The 19,226-nt window shown below is 50.7% G+C and carries 20 protein-coding genes, 1 tRNA gene and 1 pseudogene; 5 read left to right on the forward strand and 17 right to left on the reverse strand.

Features of this window, described 5'->3' with window-relative positions; all coding sequences use genetic code 11:
• Window positions 1-11: 11 nt before the first annotated feature.
• From dprA to JI735_RS28195, 4 genes are all read right to left on the reverse strand, one after another.
• Window positions 12-1,130, reverse strand: coding sequence for a DNA-processing protein DprA (gene dprA / locus JI735_RS28180; protein WP_039836542.1), 1,119 nt, complete (start codon window positions 1,128-1,130; stop codon window positions 12-14).
• 131 nt (window positions 1,131-1,261) lie between these two features.
• The gene (gene sucD / locus JI735_RS28185) at window positions 1,262-2,191 is read right to left on the reverse strand and encodes a succinate--CoA ligase subunit alpha (RefSeq protein WP_039836540.1); all 930 of its coding nucleotides are present in this window, start codon (window positions 2,189-2,191) and stop codon (window positions 1,262-1,264) included.
• Between the two features lie 31 nt (window positions 2,192-2,222).
• Window positions 2,223-3,380 carry an ADP-forming succinate--CoA ligase subunit beta gene (gene sucC, locus JI735_RS28190; RefSeq protein ID WP_039836538.1) on the reverse strand — a complete coding sequence of 386 codons (1,158 nt, stop codon included), beginning with the start codon at window positions 3,378-3,380 and terminating at the stop codon, window positions 2,223-2,225.
• Between the two features lie 349 nt (window positions 3,381-3,729).
• Window positions 3,730-4,194, reverse strand: coding sequence for a MarR family winged helix-turn-helix transcriptional regulator (locus JI735_RS28195; protein ID WP_039836536.1), 465 nt, complete (start codon window positions 4,192-4,194; stop codon window positions 3,730-3,732).
• A 147-nt stretch (window positions 4,195-4,341) separates the two neighbouring features.
• On the opposite strand from JI735_RS28195, the gene JI735_RS28200 reads away from it, so the two are divergent.
• Window positions 4,342-4,770 carry an organic hydroperoxide resistance protein gene (locus tag JI735_RS28200; protein ID WP_039836535.1) on the forward strand — a complete coding sequence of 143 codons (429 nt, stop codon included), beginning with the start codon at window positions 4,342-4,344 and terminating at the stop codon, window positions 4,768-4,770.
• Window positions 4,771-4,864: 94 nt separating this feature from the next.
• Here JI735_RS28200 and JI735_RS36420 read toward each other — a convergent pair.
• From JI735_RS36420 to JI735_RS28260, 11 genes and pseudogenes are all read right to left on the reverse strand, one after another.
• Window positions 4,865-6,633 (reverse strand): annotated as a pseudogene (locus JI735_RS36420) (YifB family Mg chelatase-like AAA ATPase).
• Between the two features lie 358 nt (window positions 6,634-6,991).
• On the reverse strand, window positions 6,992-7,345 hold the full coding sequence (locus tag JI735_RS28215) for a hypothetical protein (RefSeq protein ID WP_233476088.1): 354 nt from the start codon (window positions 7,343-7,345) through the stop codon (window positions 6,992-6,994).
• 15 nt (window positions 7,346-7,360) lie between these two features.
• A complete protein-coding gene (locus tag JI735_RS28220) occupies window positions 7,361-7,777 on the reverse strand; it encodes a hypothetical protein (RefSeq protein ID WP_051051949.1) in 417 nt (138 codons plus the stop codon).
• Between the two features lie 132 nt (window positions 7,778-7,909).
• Window positions 7,910-8,296 carry a YraN family protein gene (locus JI735_RS28225; RefSeq protein WP_039836525.1) on the reverse strand — a complete coding sequence of 129 codons (387 nt, stop codon included), beginning with the start codon at window positions 8,294-8,296 and terminating at the stop codon, window positions 7,910-7,912.
• Complete coding sequence (locus JI735_RS28230) at window positions 8,293-8,595, reverse strand: EscU/YscU/HrcU family type III secretion system export apparatus switch protein (RefSeq protein WP_039836524.1); 303 nt, start codon at window positions 8,593-8,595, stop codon at window positions 8,293-8,295. Before JI735_RS28230 ends, JI735_RS28225 begins: the two co-directional genes overlap by 4 nt.
• On the reverse strand, window positions 8,592-10,748 hold the full coding sequence (locus tag JI735_RS28235) for a DNA ligase (protein ID WP_202676649.1): 2,157 nt from the start codon (window positions 10,746-10,748) through the stop codon (window positions 8,592-8,594). Before JI735_RS28235 ends, JI735_RS28230 begins: the two co-directional genes overlap by 4 nt.
• 553 nt (window positions 10,749-11,301) lie before the next feature.
• Window positions 11,302-11,919: a ribonuclease HII gene (locus JI735_RS28240; RefSeq protein ID WP_039837533.1), complete on the reverse strand. Its 618-nt coding sequence runs from the start codon at window positions 11,917-11,919 to the stop codon at window positions 11,302-11,304.
• Between the two features lie 195 nt (window positions 11,920-12,114).
• Window positions 12,115-12,975: a ribosome biogenesis GTPase YlqF gene (ylqF, locus tag JI735_RS28245; protein WP_039837534.1), complete on the reverse strand. Its 861-nt coding sequence runs from the start codon at window positions 12,973-12,975 to the stop codon at window positions 12,115-12,117.
• Between the two features lie 29 nt (window positions 12,976-13,004).
• Window positions 13,005-13,625, reverse strand: coding sequence for a signal peptidase I (gene lepB / locus JI735_RS28250; protein WP_039837535.1), 621 nt, complete (start codon window positions 13,623-13,625; stop codon window positions 13,005-13,007).
• 194 nt (window positions 13,626-13,819) lie between these two features.
• Window positions 13,820-14,164, reverse strand: a complete 345-nt coding sequence (gene rplS, locus JI735_RS28255) for a 50S ribosomal protein L19 (protein ID WP_019910375.1) — start codon at window positions 14,162-14,164, stop codon at window positions 13,820-13,822.
• 148 nt (window positions 14,165-14,312) lie between these two features.
• Window positions 14,313-14,606 (reverse strand): hypothetical protein, encoded by a 294-nt coding sequence (locus JI735_RS28260; RefSeq protein ID WP_039837536.1) that lies wholly within the window; start codon window positions 14,604-14,606, stop codon window positions 14,313-14,315.
• Window positions 14,607-14,894: 288 nt separating this feature from the next.
• On the opposite strand from JI735_RS28260, the gene JI735_RS28265 reads away from it, so the two are divergent.
• Window positions 14,895-15,842 (forward strand): hypothetical protein, encoded by a 948-nt coding sequence (locus JI735_RS28265; protein ID WP_039837538.1) that lies wholly within the window; start codon window positions 14,895-14,897, stop codon window positions 15,840-15,842.
• Window positions 15,843-15,933: 91 nt separating this feature from the next.
• Here JI735_RS28265 and JI735_RS28270 read toward each other — a convergent pair whose 3' ends face one another.
• Entirely contained in the window at window positions 15,934-16,185 is a 252-nt protein-coding gene (locus tag JI735_RS28270) for an LSm family protein (RefSeq protein WP_020432329.1), read from the reverse strand.
• A gap of 228 nt (window positions 16,186-16,413) precedes the next feature.
• Here JI735_RS28270 and JI735_RS28275 point away from each other — a divergent pair, with 228 nt between their 5' ends.
• Window positions 16,414-16,611, forward strand: a complete 198-nt coding sequence (locus tag JI735_RS28275) for a hypothetical protein (protein ID WP_020432328.1) — start codon at window positions 16,414-16,416, stop codon at window positions 16,609-16,611.
• Between the two features lie 168 nt (window positions 16,612-16,779).
• On the opposite strand, the gene JI735_RS28280 is transcribed toward JI735_RS28275, so the two are convergent.
• Window positions 16,780-16,853: transfer RNA gene (locus tag JI735_RS28280), tRNA-Pro, on the reverse strand.
• 185 nt (window positions 16,854-17,038) lie between these two features.
• Between JI735_RS28280 and JI735_RS28285 the strand changes: the two genes are divergently transcribed.
• The gene (locus JI735_RS28285; protein WP_233476089.1) at window positions 17,039-17,956 is read left to right on the forward strand and encodes a helix-turn-helix domain-containing protein; all 918 of its coding nucleotides are present in this window, start codon (window positions 17,039-17,041) and stop codon (window positions 17,954-17,956) included.
• Window positions 17,957-17,992: 36 nt separating this feature from the next.
• Window positions 17,993-18,562, forward strand: coding sequence for a DUF5823 family protein (locus tag JI735_RS28290; protein WP_039837539.1), 570 nt, complete (start codon window positions 17,993-17,995; stop codon window positions 18,560-18,562).
• Window positions 18,563-19,226 lie beyond the last annotated feature (664 nt).

The raw sequence follows: 19,226 nt of genomic DNA on the forward strand, positions 1-19,226 counted from the left end.
ATCCTTCTATATTAAATTACCTTATAAATTGCCCCTGGTAATTGTGATACCGCTTTTTTTATGATTAAAGATAACAGAACTGAATGCAAATGTCCAAAATCCCATCCCGTCCTGAGCAGCAGCTCATCCAGTGTAAAAGGGCCTTGATGCAGTATATGGTATAGGTGAGACTCCTCACTTGTCAATTTCTTTTCCCTAAACCCGTCCTCTTCCCGGGTGGCTTCAGAGGTATTCCCACCTTGATTTGCAGCCTTCGCAGGCAGGTATGACCGGTATTCTTCAATAATATCCGCAGCTCCGGTTACGAGCTTTGCTCCTTGTTTTATCAGATCGAGCGCTCCCCGGCTTTTGGGTGAAGTAATCGGCCCCGGTATGGCGAACACATCCCTTCCTGCCTCTAATGCGGCATCGGCGGTGATCAGCGATCCGCTCCGGGCATCCGCCTCGACAACAACCGTGCCCAGGGTGAGGCCGGCGATAATCCGGTTGCGCCGGGGGAACAGCCCCGGATGGCTTGGGGTGCCCAGAGGATACTCGCTGATCACCAGCCCTTGACGTGAAATCTGCTGCTCCAGCGCCCTGTTCTCAGGCGGGTATACCCTGTCGAGACCTGTCGCAACAACGGCAATGGTCCCGCCGGCATTTCTGAGAGCAGCTTCATGGCAGACACTGTCAATTCCTCTGGCCAGGCCGCTCACGACTGTGAGACCCGCCGCACTCAATTCCATGGCCAGCATTTCCCCTGCCTTGCGTCCATAGGCCGTCGGCATCCGGGTCCCAACCATCGCGACCGCAGGGCGGCTCGCCAGCTCCAGACGGCCCCTGTAATACAATACCCACGGGGGCTCTGGTGATTCTTTTAATAATTCAGGATAATCTTCATCGAGCAAAGTTACCGCCGCTACACCGCTTTCCTTCATTAAATTGCAGCGTGTATAAATCCACTCCGGATTAAAACCAGCAGCCAGCCAATGAGCAATTTTCGCATTTATTCCCAATCTCCCCCAATCCTCAGAACTACAGAAAAATGCATTTTCCGTCAAAAGTCCCTCCCGGCATATTCTGTCGATCGTTTTCCAGCCGATTCCCTCTACTTCATTGAATCCGATCAGCAGTTCGCGTGTTTCCACATGTACTCTCTCCCTTCTAAAAAAATGGCTGAACGCTAAAAAAGCAACCTATTATCCCCATAAGAGGACAAAAGGTTGCTTACCTTATAAGCTGATTATAACTAATTTGGACGCTATTGTATTGTGAACGTTCAGTGAGTCGTAAAAGCGTTCAGAATACCGCGTTCTTCCAGCACCTTGACAAGGGTTGAGCCCATTTCGGCAGGAGTAGGCGCCACTTTGATTCCGCAGGATTCCAGCACCGCGATCTTCTCACTCGCTGTCCCTTTTCCTCCGGATATGATGGCCCCGGCATGACCCATCCGCTTGCCCGGAGGCGCGGTTACGCCGCCAATAAAGCCGACAACCGGCTTGGTCATATTTTCCTTGATCCATTCAGCCGCTTCTTCTTCCGCAGTACCGCCAATTTCCCCGATCATAATCACGGCTTTGGTTCCCGGATCTTCATTAAACAGCTTCAGAATATCGATAAACTCCGAGCCTTTTACCGGGTCACCGCCGATACCGACCGCTGAAGACTGCCCGATTCCGCGCTCAGTGAGCTGATGAACCGCCTCATAGGTCAGCGTTCCGCTGCGGGATACAACGCCCACATAACCAGGCATATGAATATACCCGGGCATGATGCCTATTTTGCACTCGCCGGGTGTGATAACCCCAGGACAGTTAGGCCCGATCAGCACGGTAGAACGCCCTTCCATAAAGCGGGAAACCTTCACCATATCCAATACCGGGATTCCTTCAGTGATACAGATCACCAGTTCAAGACCGGCATCCACTGCCTCCATGATGGAGTCTGCGGCAAAAGCCGGCGGGACATAAATTACGCTTGCTGTTGCACCCGTAGCCGCTTTGGCCGCCACCACAGTATCAAATACAGGCAGACTGACCTCGCTGCCATTCTCCAAAGTAATGTTTACAGTAGTTCCGCCTTTGCCGGGAGTAACCCCGCCTACCATCTGCGTCCCGTAATCCAAAGCTCCTTTGGTATGGAACAAGCCGGTAGAGCCCGTGATCCCTTGCGTGATTACCTTCGTATTTTTATCTACAAGAATGCTCATGCCATAGTCACATCCCTACTTTATTTGGTGGTTACACAAGAGCGACAATCTTACGGGCCCCGTCCGCCATGGAGTCCGCAGCAACAATATTCAGCCCCGAACCGGCAAGAATCTCTTTGCCCAGCGCAACATTGGTGCCCTCAAGACGCACAACCAGCGGTTTGGTCAGACCAAGCTGTCTGGCAGCTTCCACGACGCCGCTCGCAATGACATCACAGCGCATGATCCCGCCGAAAATATTGACGAATATTCCATTTACCTTGTCATCGGACAGAATAATTTTGAAAGCCTCGGTAACTTTCTCAGTTGTGGCACCGCCCCCTACATCCAGGAAGTTGGCCGGCTCGCCGCCGTAATATTTGATGATATCCATTGTAGCCATGGCCAGACCGGCACCGTTCACCATGCAGCCGATGTTCCCGTCAAGAGCGATGTAGCTGAGATCGAATTTGGATGCTTCAATCTCCTTAACATCCTCTTCATCGAGATCGCGCAGCTCAAGAATATCCTTATGCCGGAACAGTGCATTGGAATCGAAATTCAGCTTGGCATCCAATGCCATAACGTTTCCATCCCCGGTCACAACCAGCGGGTTAATTTCGGCAATGGAGCAATCCTTATCCACAAAAGCTAAATAGAGCGCTTGCATGAACTTTACCGCTTTATTGACCAGCTCCGTGGGGATCGCAATGCTGTACGCCAGTTTACGGGCTTGAAAGGTCTGCAGTCCTACTGCAGGATCAATAATTTCCTTGAAAATCTTCTCCGGATGCGTTGCCGCTACCTCTTCAATCTCCGTTCCGCCTTCCTCCGAAGCCATCATCACCACACGCCCGGAGCCACGGTCGACAACAAGTCCGATGTAGTATTCCTTAACAATCTGGCAGCCTTCTTCAATGAGAAGCCGTTTCACAACTTTCCCTTCCGGACCGGTCTGATGGGTAATCAGCGTCTTTCCGAGAATCTCTTCAGCATACGCCCGAACCTCTTCGCTTGATTTGGCGACCTTCACGCCTCCGGCCTTACCACGCCCGCCAGCATGAATCTGCGCTTTTACCACTACCACCGGGGTCCCCAGCGATGCTGCGGCTTCCACCGCTTCCTCCACTGTATAAGCTACTTTTCCGTTCGGTACGGCGACGCCGTACTTCTTAAGTACTTCTTTTCCCTGATACTCGTGGATATTCATACCGGAAGCCTCCTAAAGTATTGCGGTGGCGATGCAGGCAGCCTGCTGCCAATCCGCTTTCCGTTTTGATTGTCCAAAGCCGGGTCCAGACCGGTAAAACGAGCAATATCCCGGTCCATACAGAATACCCATGCCGCTTGATCCTGACAACGGCACAGGTTTCTGTCCATGGCATCCGGGGCGAAATAGCCGAGTGATCCGCTTTCTGCCCAGAGCCATAATATGAAACCCAGAATATTGTAACATGTTTTAAAAACGCTTTCCTTAAAAACTTTCACGATTTATACATACATTTTCGCTTGATTTCATGCCGAAATGCGAACGATTGCATTGACTTTACTAAAACAAGCTATTTCGCAGTGTGGGCATTGGCTTCATGAACACGGGCAAGCAGGTCCTTGAATTGGCCCAGCAGACCAACAAATTCATCTGCCGAGAGCATGGTTCCTTCCGCCATTTTGCCCGGGATACACGCCGCTTCATTCTTCAGCGCCCTTCCCTGTTCGGTCAGTGAGATCAACACCTTCCGCTCGTCCTGAAGCGACCGTTCGCGGAGAATCAGACCGGCGGCCTGCAGCCTTTTCAGCAGCGGTGTTAATGTACCCGAGTCCAAAAAAAGCGCCTCACCCAGCTCTTTAACCGTACATTGGTTTCTTTCCCAAAGTACAAGCATTACAAGGTATTGGGAATACGTAAGGCCAATCTTGTCCAAATGAGGCTGGTACAACTTCGTAAATTCACGGGAACAGGCATAAATCGTAAAGCACAATTGATTTTCAAGCAGCAGTTCAGGGGTCGTATTTGTCTCTTGCATATCATATTCACCTGCCTTTATGACATTATTTTATCACAATTCCTGTATAATATCATGTTAATAGCGAAAAATATATTGACTATTATTTTATTTGTGTTAAATTAAATTGTGTAAAATATATTAACGAATGAACGGGAGCGATTCATAATGATGACTATTCAACAGAAAATGTACGAAACCACAGTAAAAGCAGTAGGCGGAAGAAGCGGCTACATCGAATCCGAGAGCCCGCAACTGAACCTTACCATCAGTACCCCACGGGAAATGGGCGGCGCTGGCGGAGAAGGCACCAACCCTGAGCAGCTGTTTGCAGCCGGTTATTCCGCTTGCTTCGACAGTGCGCTGAATATGGTCGCCCGCATGGGTAAAGTAAAAATTGAAGGCAGTGAAGTAACGGCTACTGTAAGCTTCGGTAAAGTTGAGGATGGCGGATTCGGCATCGCAGTGAAGCTTGATGTCCTGGTCAAAGGCGTTGACAAGGAAACCGCAGCCCGCTTGGTGGAAGCTGCCCACGGAGCATGTCCTTACTCCCGCGCTACCCGCGGAAATATTGTGGTCGAGTTGAATGTGCTGTAAGGAAGCTTGCTGCACATCTCGTTAACTTAACGCAAGCCGCCCGGCTATGACGGGCGGCTTGTTTGGCCGGATACAATATGCCGGTTCTGCATATTCACTCATCCATCACGACTTGCCGGTCCAGATTACGGTATTGGACAGCCTCGGCAAGATGCGCCGAGGAAATATCAACAGCACCTTCAAGATCGGCAATCGTGCGGGCCAGCTTAATGATCCGGTCATGAGCACGCATGCTTAAACCGAGATTTTCCAAAATATTATTGAGCAGCTCTCTGCCGTCCTTATGCAGCCTGGCATAATGGCGCAAAGCCGCTCCTGAAAGCTCGCTGTTCCAAGCGATCGGAAGACTTCTGTAACGTTCCGCCTGAATAGCTTGCACCTTAAGCACTTCAGCGCGCATCTCTGCCGAAGACAATGAAAGCCCGTGCCCCTCCCAGTCCGTTGGACGGGGAACATCCACCTGCATATCTATCCGGTCGAGCAGCGGACCGGAGATTTTGCTGCGGTATTGTGCAATTTTCGCCGGACTGCAGGTGCATCTCAGATGTGTTCCTCCGCTTCCCAAATACCCGCAGCTGCAAGGATTCATCGAACAAGCGAGTAAAAACTGCGCGGGAAAAGTAAACGACGCCCGGGCACGGCTGATCGTGACTACCCCGTCTTCCAGGGGCTGGCGCAGCACTTCAAGCACATTGCGGGAGAACTCAGGCAGCTCATCCAAAAAGAGGACACCGCGATGCGCCAGGCTGACCTCACCCGGCTTCGGAACCCCTCCGCCCCCAATCAGCCCGGCCGCCGAAATCGTATGATGCGGAGACCGGAAAGGGCGGCTGCGCATGAGTCCGCTGTGGGCATCCTTCAGCTTGCCGGCGGCGCTGAATATTTTGGTCACCTCCAGCGACTCCCTGTCGCCAAGTTCCGGAAGGATGCCCGGCAGGCGTTTGATCAGCATTGTTTTGCCTGTTCCGGGCGGACCGATCAGGACAATATTATGCATTCCGGCAGCCGCAATCATCAGTGCCCTCTTCACATGATTCTGTCCAAGCACATCACTGTAGTCTTCCACCATTAAGTTTACTCCGGTGCTGACTGGATCTGTCTGCTTATATTCAGCGGTGTACTTCAAGTGTTCTAAAGTTAGCACTTTAACCAAAGCCTGCTCCTGCACAGCCGGGCCTGAACTGACCGTAACAAGAAAAGGAAGCCCGCTTAACCCCACAGGGGAGAAGGCATCGCGGAAGACTCAGCACTTGCCGTTGTTGGTATTTCCGGTAAGCAGTCAAAACCTGCAGCGGATGCTTCCTTCGGCTCCGGCTTATGCTGTTTTCTTTTGCGGGGCGCATATAAAGGTTCACCCTCTGCCTGTGGCTGCGGCAGCTGCCGCAAATGCTCTGCAGCATATATCGTCATTCCGCTGATCAGCGCTGCTTCAGCAGCATTGCCTGAAGGTACAAGCACAGCTGTAAGCCCTGCACGCCTGGCCGCTTCGACCATAGGCAGCACCCCGGTAACCGGCCGCAGACTGCCATCCAGCGCCAGCTCACCGATGAGCAGCAAATTTTCCGCTCCGGGCATAACCAGCTGGCCGCTTGTGGTCAGGATGCCGAGCGCTATGGCCAAATCAAAAGCAGAGCCCTCTTTGCGGAGGTCAGCCGGAGCCAGATTGACTGTGACACGCTGCTGAGGGTAACGGTAGCCGCAATTTTTGACGGCAGCGCGTACTCTTTCCACGGCTTCCCTAATGGCTGAATCCGGCAATCCGATAATACTCGTCTGCGGCAGACCGTTCGCCAGGTCAATTTCCACACTGATCATTACACCTTCGATGCCGTACAGGCAGGCGCTGTGCATTTTTCCATACATAACAAAAAAACACCTCTTCCCCTGAAATACGCCCATATGCAGGCGGATTAGATTCAAGAAAAAGGGTGCTTCCTCTATTTTCCGGTGATTCTATTATCCTTAGTATACTTAGCTTTCCATGCGATAATCAATAGCCTGGGGTCAAACGAAAGGGAATTTCAACTTTTGCATAAATATGCAAGCTGTTTTTGAACAAAAATTCGTCAGCCTTCCTCTTTAACTACAACTCTATCTGTGATTTGAGAAAAAGACAAAGGTGTATAGTCCCAGTGTTCTACGCAAATGTTAAAATGATTGTTCCCCTCATATTTCTGGCCATGAATATGCCCATGCACATTCACGTAAGGCATATGCTTGTTCATGTACATCGGTTCATGTGAGAGAAAAAGAAATCTTTATACACTATAGGGTATTCACTCACCTCATTAAACCCGGCTTTCAGCCACCAGCTCCGGCCACGGCTGCGGTCGTGGTTGCCAAGAATCAGAATTTTATAACCATTCAGGGCAGAGACGATATCCCGCGTGCGTTCCAGGTTCAAGAAAGAGAAATCCCCTAAATGAAATACTGTATCTTCCACGCCGACAACAGCATTCCACTTCCGGATCATAACCTGATCCATTTCTTCGACACTGCTGAAGGGGCGGGACTCAAAATCAATAATCAGCTTGTGCCCAAAATGCTGGTCTGAAGTAAAGAATACATCCGGCAATCTGCTCCCCACCTTTCAATCGTTCCAGTTCCGTTTGGCAGAGCGCTGGCTGTTCGTATCCAGCTTAATCAACTCGGCTAATGGAGGGACTTCCTCATGCTCTATCAGCCACTGGCGCATCTCCCTGATCGCTTCTACTTGTCCATTGCCTTTGTCACGCCAGGTCAACAGTTCAATTACCCGGATCACAAGCGACAGCAGGCTGCTATTGCTGCTCTGGGTCTTTTCGGCACGGATTTTTTGAAATAAGGCTTCATTTTCCCAATCAATCAATATCTCCTCCGCTATAGCGGGCCGCATAACGGTAAAGGTCTTGTTACACTTGCTGCAGCATACAACGGATACAGGCTCTCCGTCCAGCTCTACTGCGATTTTATTGTCACAATATTGGCAAGTAAAACTTACCTGTATATCAAATGGTTGATTTTTCACTCGGACAGCCCTCCTCATGGTGGCATTAAAAGTTACAATAATGTTTACCCATTTCCTCGAAGAAATGACCCATAGTGCGGAGGTTAAGTCAAGACTGAATGTATGAAAAGACAACAAATCGTCTATAAAAGCTTAAAAAGCTTCCCGGATATGGTGAAGGGACGAGATTCCCAACTTCTCATTCAGCATCACCGTGATGACGTCAAAAGAAACCCGGCGCTCCTCCTGACTCTTCATATGCAGATATACCCGGGCGGTGGCCCGAACCTGACGGATTTTACGTTCATCCACAGATTCCTCCGGAGTACCCTGTAGCGGACTCCCGCTACGGCTGCGCACTTCAACAAAAATAAGCACCTCACCGTATTCAGCAATAATGTCCAGTTCCCCGCTGCGGCAGCGCCAATTCCTGTCAATAATCCGGTAGCCTTGGGCAGACAAATATTGGACAGCGGCTTTTTCGCCGGCTGCCCCTTTTTGCTTGCGGGAATAAGTCTCTTCAGGCGGACCCCCGCTCACTTCAGCCTCCGCTCTGCGGCAGAGCGGTCGCTCTGATACACATAGCTCAAGATTTCGGCCACCAGCTGATACAGTTGCGGAGGAATCTGCTGGTCAAGATCAAGCTTAGACAGCACTTCAACCAGGGCGGCATCCTCTTGAACGGCCACTCCGCTGTCTTTGGCCATCTGCAGAATCTTGTCCGCCACTGCACCTTGTCCTTTGGCTACGACGACCGGAGCTTCACTCTGGCCAGGCGAATATTTCAGGGCTACCGCCTTTTTGAGGTTGTGGGAAATTTCATCGGCAGGCTCACTCATATGCGGTAATCCACTCCTTTATAGGAATCCGGCACATAATCTGCCAGCTTGCCTGGGCTGCGCGCAGCTGAAGCGGTCGCTGCGCTTGGCTGGGGCAAAGGTTCTGTCCGCAGACTCAACAGCTGATAGCCTATCGCTTCCACGGCCGCCTCAATCTCTTCCTTGCGTTCTTCCAGCAGCTCCAGCACCCAGGGCGTATCGTTATGCAGCTTCAGGCTGACAATTCTGTCGACCACCTGCACGTCTACCAGCGTCTGTCCCAGCTGCTTCATATCCAGGTCAAACCACAGGCGGCAGTTTGCCGCATCGAGCTCGCCTTTGCGGCCCCGTCTCGACTGGATATGGACGGAAGCCGTTTCCTGCCCGTCCGGCCCCCGCAGCGGCAGGAACATCGTCACCTGCGCGAACGGGGCCGTACGGTCGGTATTCAGGAGCAGCTGCTGCCCTGTGAGCTGCTGCACCAGCTGGCCCGCGGCTTCCTTGACCGCGGGCGGCACCTCGCTGCTGCCCAGGACCTGCAGCAGCACGCCTTTCAGCGTATCGGCGGCCGTCTCCCCGCCGTGAGCCGTACTGGCCAGCGTTGCCTGCGGCAGCGCCGCCTTAGGGGCCTGGCCCGCCCCCGCCGCATCGGCGGGCGGGGCCACGGCAAGCTGCGGCTGTGCGCCGCCGCGGACCGCCTGCTGCTCGTGCTCCGCACCGAGCAGCTTCAGCACCCGCCCCACCCACGACTCCGTGTCCGTGGGGGCTGCGGGTGCAGTGCCCGTCTGCTGCGCTGCAGCCGCAGACGGGCCGTCCCCGCGCTGCCCGGCAGGCGCGGGGGCCGTTTCTTGCCCCGCCGCCGCTGGCGGGGCTGTGGTGCCCTGCTGCGGCTGCGCAGCCGCAGGGGCAGGGGCTTGCCCCGCCGCGTCAGCGGGCGGGGCTGCGGCGAGCTGCGGCAGCGTGCCGCGCAGCTCGGTGAGCACGCCCTGCAGCTTCGCGAGCAGGGCGGTCCCCTTGCCGGCGGCAGAAGCATCTGCTGCCGGCACAGCGCTTCGTTCCGGCTGCGGAACGGAACGCGGTTCCAGGCCTTCTGCCGGTTCCGCAGAAGGCACAGCACCACCCGCTGCAGCACTTATTCCTGCAGCGGGCGGCTGGGCATTGCCCGCCTTCGGAGCCGCCGCTGCTTCCGCAGCATCTCCATCCACAGGAAGCTGCGCCGGAGCTATCCCCGTCCGGTCAGCTGAAGCCGCAACCGGTGCTTCTGCCTCGGCAGTTGGATTGCCTGCCAGAGCTGCTGCCGAACTCCCGGCAGACAGCTCTGTTTTTAAGGCGCCTGCCGGGGTTTTTCCGGGAAGTTCAGCCGCTTCACCGGCAGAGACTGACTCAGCTGAAGCTGCTGGTGCACGTGACGCATCAACACCCTCTGCTTGACTGGCTGCCGGAGCAACTGGAGCCGCAGCCGTTCCGCCAGCAGACACCGCCGATGCAGGAGCCGCCGTTCCTGCAGTAATAGTTGATGCAGATGCAGGCTGGCTGGTACCGCCCGGTGCGGTACTCCCGCCTGCCGTATCGTTCTCCTGCTGGACCCATAGGCCAATCGCCGTTTCAAGCTGGGCCACCAGCTGATGCAGCTTGGGTCCGAACACCGCTTGCTGCAATCCTCTCACGCTTTCCGCTGTGACCGGGAGTCCGCGCTTTACCGAAATCACTGCCGCCTCCAGCCATTCCGACACCGGAACATTCGGCGGTTTGGCATTCATCACAGCCTCCAGCTTCGCCGCAGTTTCCTTGGTCAGCGCAATGCCGCCAGAGACCATAGCCTGTATAATTTCCTTGCCTGCCTTGGAATCCGTAAGCCCCAGCGATTCCAAGGCTTCCCCCATACTTTGTGGAGATGCCAATATCGCCTCCCCGGATGAAACAGGCTTTAATACAGGCAATCCTCCGTCTCCCGGAGGAGCAACTTGCAGATTCAGTGTCTGCCCAGGCTGCAGCGGGGTCTCCAGCTCCGCAAGGACAGGCGTGCCCTGAATCTGAACGACCGCTTCTCTGCCGGATTCCGACACACTGAGCACCACACCCCGGACTACCTGGCCTTCTTTGAGCTCTACCGCCTTGGGTTCGCCCATTTTATTGTCTCCGAGCAATCCGCGAATCAGAGATCCGATGTTCATGCCGTTCCCCCTCCCTTCGTGTGCATCTTTCTATTTTATATCGGCAAATTCAAGGGATTCTTAAGAACCTCCCTTACCAGCGCCCCAGCACAAATCATTCTATGATTCCCAGCACTGCCTGGCTGCCGCCTGCCAAAGTGGAAAAAATATCACTAATTGTGCTGAAAGCAGCCGTATGAGATAAAAATGCATGAATTAGGTGTACAAATTCCAACTAATACCTTCTGTAGCCAGGATTTCAGTTAATTATATAGAGTGAACTTAAGATATTTACATTAGGGACTTCGTCGGGACTCCGAAATCCGCAGACAAAGGCGGACGCTACCGCTCCTACAGTTCCAAACTTCCCCTCCATCCCTTTTCCTTTTGTTACTTTTTCAAGTTCGCTTTATATAGTTTTACTTTTTCCACTAAACTTAGTTCTTAATGGGCTTCACAAGAACGCACAGCGTTTCCCAAAGTTATGAACTCATATAGCTCCAAACTTCCTTCAGGCCACAGTCCAGCCTTTTACATTCACATGCTTTATTTTGCCCGGCCAACCCGTCAAAACCTAAAATAAAACCGGTTCATCCGAGAGTATTTTTCCCAGGAAGCTGCGGCGGTGCATGGGAGTTGGCCCCAGCGCCAGGAGCTGTTCCCTGTGCAGTTTCGTTGCATAACCTTTATGTATTTTAATCCCGTAGTCCGGGTATAATTCCTCCCAGAGGCCTTCACACAGACGGTCACGTGTAACCTTGGCTACAATAGAAGCAGCGGCAATGGACTGGCTGTTGGCATCCCCTTTAATAATGGCCTGCTGCGGCAGCGGAAGATCTATCTTTTCTGCATCAATCAGCATATAGTCAGGGCGGTATTCCAAACCCTCTACCGCTTTTTTCATCGCCAGTCTGGAAGCCTGCTTGATGTTGATCTCATCGATCACGACCGAATCGACATGGCCCACACTTACTGCCAGCGCCTGCTCCATAATCTGTTCGAACAGGAGCTCCCGCTTCTTCGCGGTCAGCTTTTTGGAATCATCCACACCCTCTATGATCAGACCCTCCGGCAAAATAACCGCAGCGGCCACCACATCACCAAACAGACAGCCTCTCCCTACCTCGTCCACACCGGCAATCCGGCGGTAATCCTGTTCCCAGTATCCTTTTTCATAGCTCAACATATCCATAGAACTCACCGTTCGTCCACCACCAATTTTAATCTCCCAGTTCCCTGTACCAGCCAGCTTATCATAAGAACACTCTGCGGTCATCCCACTTTATGCTCAAAATGCCCCTTCCAAATTCAGGCAGCCCCTTCAGCCAGCACAACAAAAAACCACCCCACATGCCCGGATGGTTTGTCCACTCCACGTAATCTCTAATTAAGGTGTCTCAAGCGTAAAACGACCCAGTTTGCCTGCCCGCAGGTCATGCAGCAGAATCCGCGAAGCCTTCTCCAGATCTACCCGCCCGCCGCTGATCAGACAACCGCGTTTACGCCCTACAGCTTCCATAACCGCCACAATTTCGTCCGGATTGTCCAAATCTTCAGGGAGCTGCTCGATTCCGAACCGTTCCTGGAAACTTGCGCCGTAATCCTTGACCAGGTATTTTACCGCAAAAAAAGCGATATCCTCAATGTTCAGGATTTCCTCTTTGATCGCGCCGGTTACCGCCAGACGGTAGCCCACTTCCTGATCCTCGAATTTGGGCCACAGAATCCCCGGGGTGTCCAGAAGCTCCAGATTTCCGCCGGTCTTAATCCATTGCTGTCCTTTGGTAACACCCGGACGGTCACCGGTAGCAGCGATATTTTTGCCCGCCATACGGTTGATGAGCGTAGATTTGCCCACATTGGGAATCCCAACGATCAGCGCCCGGCTCGGCCGCGGGTTCATACCTTTGGCAATCTGCCGGTCAATTTTGTCCTTTAGCAGCAGCTTCACCTGCTCGGGAATCTCTTTGATGCCTGTGCCTGTAGCCGCATCTACCGGATGGGCAACATGGCCCTCCGCTTTGAAAAAGGCCAGCCATTTCCGTGTAGCCTCAGGATCTGCCAAGTCCGCCTTGTTCAGAATAATCAGCCTTGGCTTGTCCCGCAGAATATCGTCAATCATCGGATTGCGGCTGGAAAGCGGCAGACGGGAATCGAGCAGTTCTATACACACATCAATCAGCTTCAGCTTATCCTCGATTTGCCGCCTGGCCTTCGTCATATGACCAGGAAACCATTGAATGGCCATTGCCGTCACCTCCTTTGACTTCCGTCAACTTAATGGTTAATCACTGAAATATCCTTTACCGGCCAAAAGATCAGATCCGCACGGCCGACAATATCACCCAGCGGCACATACCCGATCATCCGGCTGTCGGTGCTGTCCGAACGGTTGTCTCCCATTACAAAGACATGCCCTTCCGGCACGGTTCCATCCGTAAAGTTTTCATTGGGGAAATTCTTGTTGTTATACAATGCGTTGTTCTTGTGCGCCTCGTCAATCGCGCCTTGAATATAACTTTCATTCACCGGCTGGCCGTTCACAGTAACGACATCGCCTTCAACCTTCACAGTATCTCCAGCCACACCGATTACACGCTTAATGAAGTCTCTTCCTTCAGAAGGCACATGGAACACAATAACCTCACCCCGCTGAGGCGAACGGATGTCATATAAGATTTCATTGACGATCACACGCTCACCGGTATGAAAATTAGGCTGCATGGAAGGTCCATCCACAATAAACGGCTTGAACAAAAGCCAACGAATCAAAATCACCAGAACCAAAGCAATGGCAATGGCCTTAATCCATTCCAGCACTTCATTTTTGGGCTTGCGGGGATTCTTGCCGTCAGGCTCAACAACCTCACCTTGTCCCTGCTGTAAATCCTGCTGCATAGTTCACCGTCCTCTCTATATGCTACCCTCACTATACAACAAAAAAACTCCTGCCAAAAACTCCTCCACGATTACTCCGTCAGGAGGCCTTTTCGGAGAAGCAGATCCTAAGGCATATATTATAATGAATCCTGGTTCTCTTCAAGAATAAACGAAAGGGGCTTGAAATCAAGCCCCTTTCACTTGCCGCAATACTAGCGACGGATTTCTTTGATTCTTGCAGCTTTACCGCGCAGGTCACGAAGGTAATAGAGCTTCGCACGACGCACTTTACCACGGCGAGCCACTTCGATTTTCTCGATCTTAGGCGAGTTGATTGGGAAAGTTCTTTCCACACCAACACCGTAAGAGATTTTACGAACCGTAAAAGTCTCACTGATTCCACCGCCGCGGCGTTTGATTACAACGCCTTCGAACAACTGGATACGTTCACGAGTTCCTTCAATAACTTTTACATGCACTTTCAAAGTGTCACCCGGGCGAAAACTCGGGATATCTTTGCGAAGCTGCTCTTGCGTAATTGCTTGTAGGATATTCATTTAGGACTTCCTCCTTCCGTACAGGTGTTCATGCCTCTTCCGGAGAGATCATCGCTCTCCCTCATTATCCGCAGAGGACCACCGTATTCCACACAACAAAACTAATATTACCATAAACGCCCTTTAAATACAACCTATTTTTTAAGGTTCACAGCGGCAGCATATCGCGTTTCTTGGCCTTGGCTTTGCAGTCCTTGCATAAGCCTACAACCGTCCCGTTATCCTGGGCATAGAAGATCAGCTTACCGTTTTTCTTCTTGCACGATGAGCAAGGCTGTTCGACCGCACTCTGCTTGGCCTTCCGGTGCCGGTCCATAGAAATCACATTACTGGCGGTGCTGCGCTTCGGTTCTGAGGGGTGCCCCTTCCGGCTGCGGTAACCCCAATATACAAACACACCTACTAACAAGACCACTACAATCGCCGCATACTGCATCTGCATCATCCGCTCCCCTGACTGGTATCAGTCTAATAGTAAACAGACTTTCCTTCATTTAAAGTATATATTAGCCGCTGCTCCTGCTTTGCCGCATACCATGACTTCTTCTTCAAAACACCGGTTTCACCGTTTATTCTAGCATACCTCTTCATTGAAATGTAGCAGATCGCACCATCCTGGACTTTAGTCCAGTACAGCAACCCGCCTCCAGCCTGTTTGTCAATTTTTTTCCATAATATATAGTATGGATTATACATAAGCTACAATCTAACCCTTGGGAGGATCTGAACAGTGAACAGAAATCATAATATAGCAAAGCTTGCGGCCGTCGCCGTACTCTCGATTGCCATGCTGTCCGGGTGCCGCGAGCTGCCGGGCAAGGAAGCTGCAGACAATCAGCTTGAACAGCGCTTAACCGGAAATAGTCACCAGGAAACTGCGGAGACCTTCAAACAAGGATTAAGTGAGGTTACTTCAAACGTAGAGCAGGCTGTTAAAAATACTGCAGCGAAGGTGACCGATGAAATCAACTCTGTCAGTATGAGTAAAGAGCTCGTTACTTCCCGCAAAGCTGACTCTTCCTCGGCAATCATTCTGGAGAACAGCGTTGGAGAAGTGAAAGTTACCTCTGGCAGCAGTGATTCCATCACAGTAAAAGCAACGGTTGTCACCCATCTCGGCCTTAATAAGGAGACTGAACGTAAAATCCTCGACAACGCAGAGGTTACGGTCCAAGCAGACGGCGATGAGCTTAAGGTATCCACCCATGCCAAGAATGAACCCCAAAAGAATCTATGGGCCTGGGCACAGAAAAAATACGGGGCCTCCAATTTTACGATCGATTATGAGATTGAGGTACCCGCTACAATTGATGAATATGATATCAGCAACAATGTTGGAGCAATTCAGCTCAAAGGCCTGCAAGGCACCTTTCACATTGCCAGCGATGTAGGCGCAATTGTTATGGACAATGCCCGGTTCAGCGGAAACTCAACAGTGGAATCGAATACGGGAAGCATCGAACTGGACATCCGCGGCATGAAAACCGGCAGCAGCCTGAAAGCAAGCAGTGATATCGGCAAAGTTACAGCCGGGCTTGAGGACAGCCTTAAATGCACCGTATCCGCTAAAACCGAGCTTGGCCATATCACGGGAACCGGATCCGGCAGTACAGATATTAACGGCGGCGGGCCTCTAGTGTCACTGTCCACACAAATCGGTTCAATTACAGTACAGTAGGAAACGTAATCTAAATAGAAGACCAGCTTATTGCAGACGCACAAAAGCAGCCAGCCTCGGGTTGAGATTGGCTGCTTTTGTGCGTCTGAATTTAGATCAGCGCTATGGCGAGCAGAGTGAACAAGCTTAAAGTCAGAATCTCGCTTCCGTACCCGTAGAATCCGCCGTAATAATTTCCGTAAGGATTAAATGCCGAAGTCTGCACTCTCCCGTTGCCTTTTGTTTTCAAATACACGTTGTTTCTGTCCACATCTACAATGACTCCTTCATGCCGTTTGCCGTCGGTCGTTAAGATCCGTACTCTTTTGTTCATACAATGCAGACAATTATAATAGGCTTCCACCTGAGAACCCTCCCCCATTCGTGATGGTGTATGGTATGCGGAGGGGGAAAAGCCGGACACGGCGATTGCCGTACCGCTGAAAGCAATAAATAAAATAACTGTGAAACAAAGAACTTGTGAACATTGTGTATCAATTTAGATCAAAAAGGGTTATTATTAATATAATATTCATAATTAGAACGCTTACGCACTATAGACAATTTCAATTTTGCAAAGGAGGCAGCTCTCATGAGTGCAGCTGGTAAAAGATTCATCAATGAAGGGGTTCTCCGTATCGCCTGGTTTATTATCTTCGCCTCTCTTACCTATACGGTCCGCAATTACACATGGGTAGTAGTTTTATTCTCGGCTGTGGCCCTTTATGCGCTCGGCTCAGGTATTGTAATGCTGGCCCGCGATCACCGTGAACAACGGGGCAGGGCTTAACTTCCTGAACTCCCACACCTTCCATAACACTTCCTCTGGACCTTTGGTTCTGAGGGAGTGTTTTTTATTGTAATCACAGACAACGGTATGCTCACAACAAAAAGAACCACTTCGCTTCCGGGCACTTGCCGGCCGAATGTGATTCTCATTGATTGGATCTCTGGATAATCGGAGTAACAGGATTTGAACCTGCGACCTCACCCACCCCAAGGGTGCGCGCTACCAGGCTGCGCTATACCCCGACACTTATGTAACTACCTGCTCATTTTTCAATATACGCCCTGTGCTCAGGAATAGAACCGCTGTCAGGTGATATTTTTACCTTCATTTAATATATACCGAGATTAGTATTAGATTCAAGTGAAAATTATGCGAAGCAGTTAGGCCGGAACAGAATAGCAAGAAAAATCAAACCCGTAATGAAAATGTGCAGTATATTTATGCCAGAGAAGAGGAGGTGCCCAGGCTGTATTACGAAGTGATTCACAAAAGCATTGATTTCATTGAGCGTCATTTGGATGAAGAATTAAACTTGGACAGAATTGCGAAAGAAGCTGGCTTCTCCAAATTCCATTTCCATCGGATCTTTCAGAAATATGTGGGGAAAAGTCCGGCGGAATATATCCGTACCCGGAAATTAAGCTCAGCCGCCCATCTGCTGCTCAATTCTGAGGAACGGATTTTGGATATAGCTGTACATTACGGCTTTGAAAGCCAGGAAGCTTTTACAAGAGCCTTTAAAGGTCTCTATGCGCTCCCCCCTGCTGAGTACAGGGCACAAATGAAACTATTGATTCAGGAAAGTGAGGAATTTACTATGTCCGAAATTAAAGGCTGGCTCATCACCGGAACAGCCCCCGGTAATTACAAAGCAGCGTTAGATATGCAAATCTATCACAAAGGCAGAAACTCCGTATCTTTGGAGCGGACAGCAGATGGTTCGCCAGACGATAGCGAATTCGGCACCTTGATGCAGCAGTTTGACGCTAAAAATTATCTGGGGAAACGGATGCGGTTTGCAGGTTTTATACGTACCAGCGAGGTCACCGGCTGGTGCGGTTTATGGATGCGCATTGATGACAAGCTGCAGAATTTGCTCGGCTTTGACAATATGCAATACAGAAACATTAAAGGAACCAATGACTGGAATTATTACGCATGTGTACTGGATATCCCCGAGGAGGCGGATTGCATCAATATTGGCATTCTCCTTACGGGAAGCGGCAAAGTATGGCTCGATGACTGTACCTTCGACGAAGTGGGGATGGATATCCCGGTTACCGATATCCGCACGCGGACACAAAACTTCCCATTGGAGCCGCAGAATCTGAAGTTTGAAGCCTGATTTTCGAACCCTTGACGAATTTTGGAGCGTGATCTATTGTTTGTATTCATCGTAGAAATCATTAAAACAACCATTCAATTTATGGCCGATTTATTATCCGGGGAGCTGCCGGGATACTTCTACATCTGGTGTGGTGTGTTTGTGGTCTATGCGTTCATCTATGCCTGCCTGGAGATACGGACAAAGCTGACTGCTCCCAAATTGGCAGAAAGCTTCTTTCTTGAGTGTGTTTCACATCTTGCAGGCTGGATTATCGGTATCCTGGTGGCACGGGCATCTGTATACCTCATAGAGGATGGAATTTCTCAACACCACAAGCTTGCTCTCTATAAAATAGGCTTGCTGCTGCTGATTTCATATGATTTCACTGCGATCTTTTCGGGCCTCACTAACAGGCCTTTTGCCCAGCGGAATATTGCTGAAAGAAGCGCCTTTATTGTTGGTATGGCCGCGACATATTTATTATTTATGTTGTGCAGAGATTCCATTCTGCAAGGACTTATCCTTTCGCAGACTTATGTCGTTACCTTGTCCATCCTCAGCGGTATTTTTGCACTTTTGTACAAAATCTCTTTGAGATCTGCTGAGGGGCCCAAAAATTCCTAACACTAAAACTACTTTTCCTTAAAATTTATGGTTTTTTTGCTGTAGCTATGCTATACTCTTGGCACAAGGAAAGGAGGTGCGTTCACATCAATCATGACATGTTGAACGTATCCCTTACCCGGACCAACGGCTGAAATATTAGCCCTGGTGGCGCGGGATACGGATCAAATTTTTAATTAGCGCCTCGGGTAGAGAGACCGTCTTCGGACGGTCTTTTTTATTATCCAGGAATTCAGCCTGATCTGTCAAAAAACCACTACTTCAGCTTCCGGGCCGCTGAGGCAGTGGTTTTTCGTTCATACTATATCGGTCTTATGATTTACGATTGGTATAAAAATCAATAATATCATTTACAGTGCGGAGCGGCTCCGCTTCCTTGTGGACAGTGTCCACGTTTGGCTTGAGTTCTTCACGCGTATTCGTAGTCACTATTGTTCATTCCTTTCGATAGTTGAAATAGCTGTATCTGGGCTGCATGTATTTTCCGGCACCTCTAATATATACCCCAGAATCAGGATAGTAACGCACATCTGCTCGCATTTTTCAAAATATTCTGTTTCTCTCATGTTCCTTTCAGCATTCGCTTAGATTTTTTGTTCACTTTTTTCCCCTTGTAAAGGGATATCTTCACACGAAAAAACGCCCCATCAACATAGTATACGTT

This window comes from Paenibacillus sonchi, assembly GCF_016772475.1.
Taxonomy (GTDB): Bacteria; Bacillota; Bacilli; order Paenibacillales; family Paenibacillaceae; genus Paenibacillus_AQ; species Paenibacillus_AQ sonchi.

Coding starts and splice junctions, on each gene's coding strand:
- rplS (WP_019910375.1), bottom strand. CDS start 14,164: ATGAATATCCTACAAGCAATTACGCAAGAGCAGCTTCGCAAAGATATC.
- JI735_RS28230 (WP_039836524.1), bottom strand. CDS start 8,595: ATGAGTGAGCCTGCCGATGAAATTTCCCACAACCTCAAAAAGGCGGTA.
- JI735_RS28200 (WP_039836535.1), top strand. CDS start 4,342: ATGATGACTATTCAACAGAAAATGTACGAAACCACAGTAAAAGCAGTA.
- lepB (WP_039837535.1), bottom strand. CDS start 13,625: ATGCAGCAGGATTTACAGCAGGGACAAGGTGAGGTTGTTGAGCCTGAC.
- sucC (WP_039836538.1), bottom strand. CDS start 3,380: ATGAATATCCACGAGTATCAGGGAAAAGAAGTACTTAAGAAGTACGGC.
- JI735_RS28275 (WP_020432328.1), top strand. CDS start 16,414: ATGAGTGCAGCTGGTAAAAGATTCATCAATGAAGGGGTTCTCCGTATC.
- JI735_RS28235 (WP_202676649.1), bottom strand. CDS start 10,748: ATGAACATCGGATCTCTGATTCGCGGATTGCTCGGAGACAATAAAATG.
- JI735_RS28195 (WP_039836536.1), bottom strand. CDS start 4,194: ATGCAAGAGACAAATACGACCCCTGAACTGCTGCTTGAAAATCAATTG.
- sucD (WP_039836540.1), bottom strand. CDS start 2,191: ATGAGCATTCTTGTAGATAAAAATACGAAGGTAATCACGCAAGGGATC.
- JI735_RS28240 (WP_039837533.1), bottom strand. CDS start 11,919: ATGGATATGTTGAGCTATGAAAAAGGATACTGGGAACAGGATTACCGC.
- ylqF (WP_039837534.1), bottom strand. CDS start 12,975: ATGGCCATTCAATGGTTTCCTGGTCATATGACGAAGGCCAGGCGGCAA.
- JI735_RS28260 (WP_039837536.1), bottom strand. CDS start 14,606: ATGCAGATGCAGTATGCGGCGATTGTAGTGGTCTTGTTAGTAGGTGTG.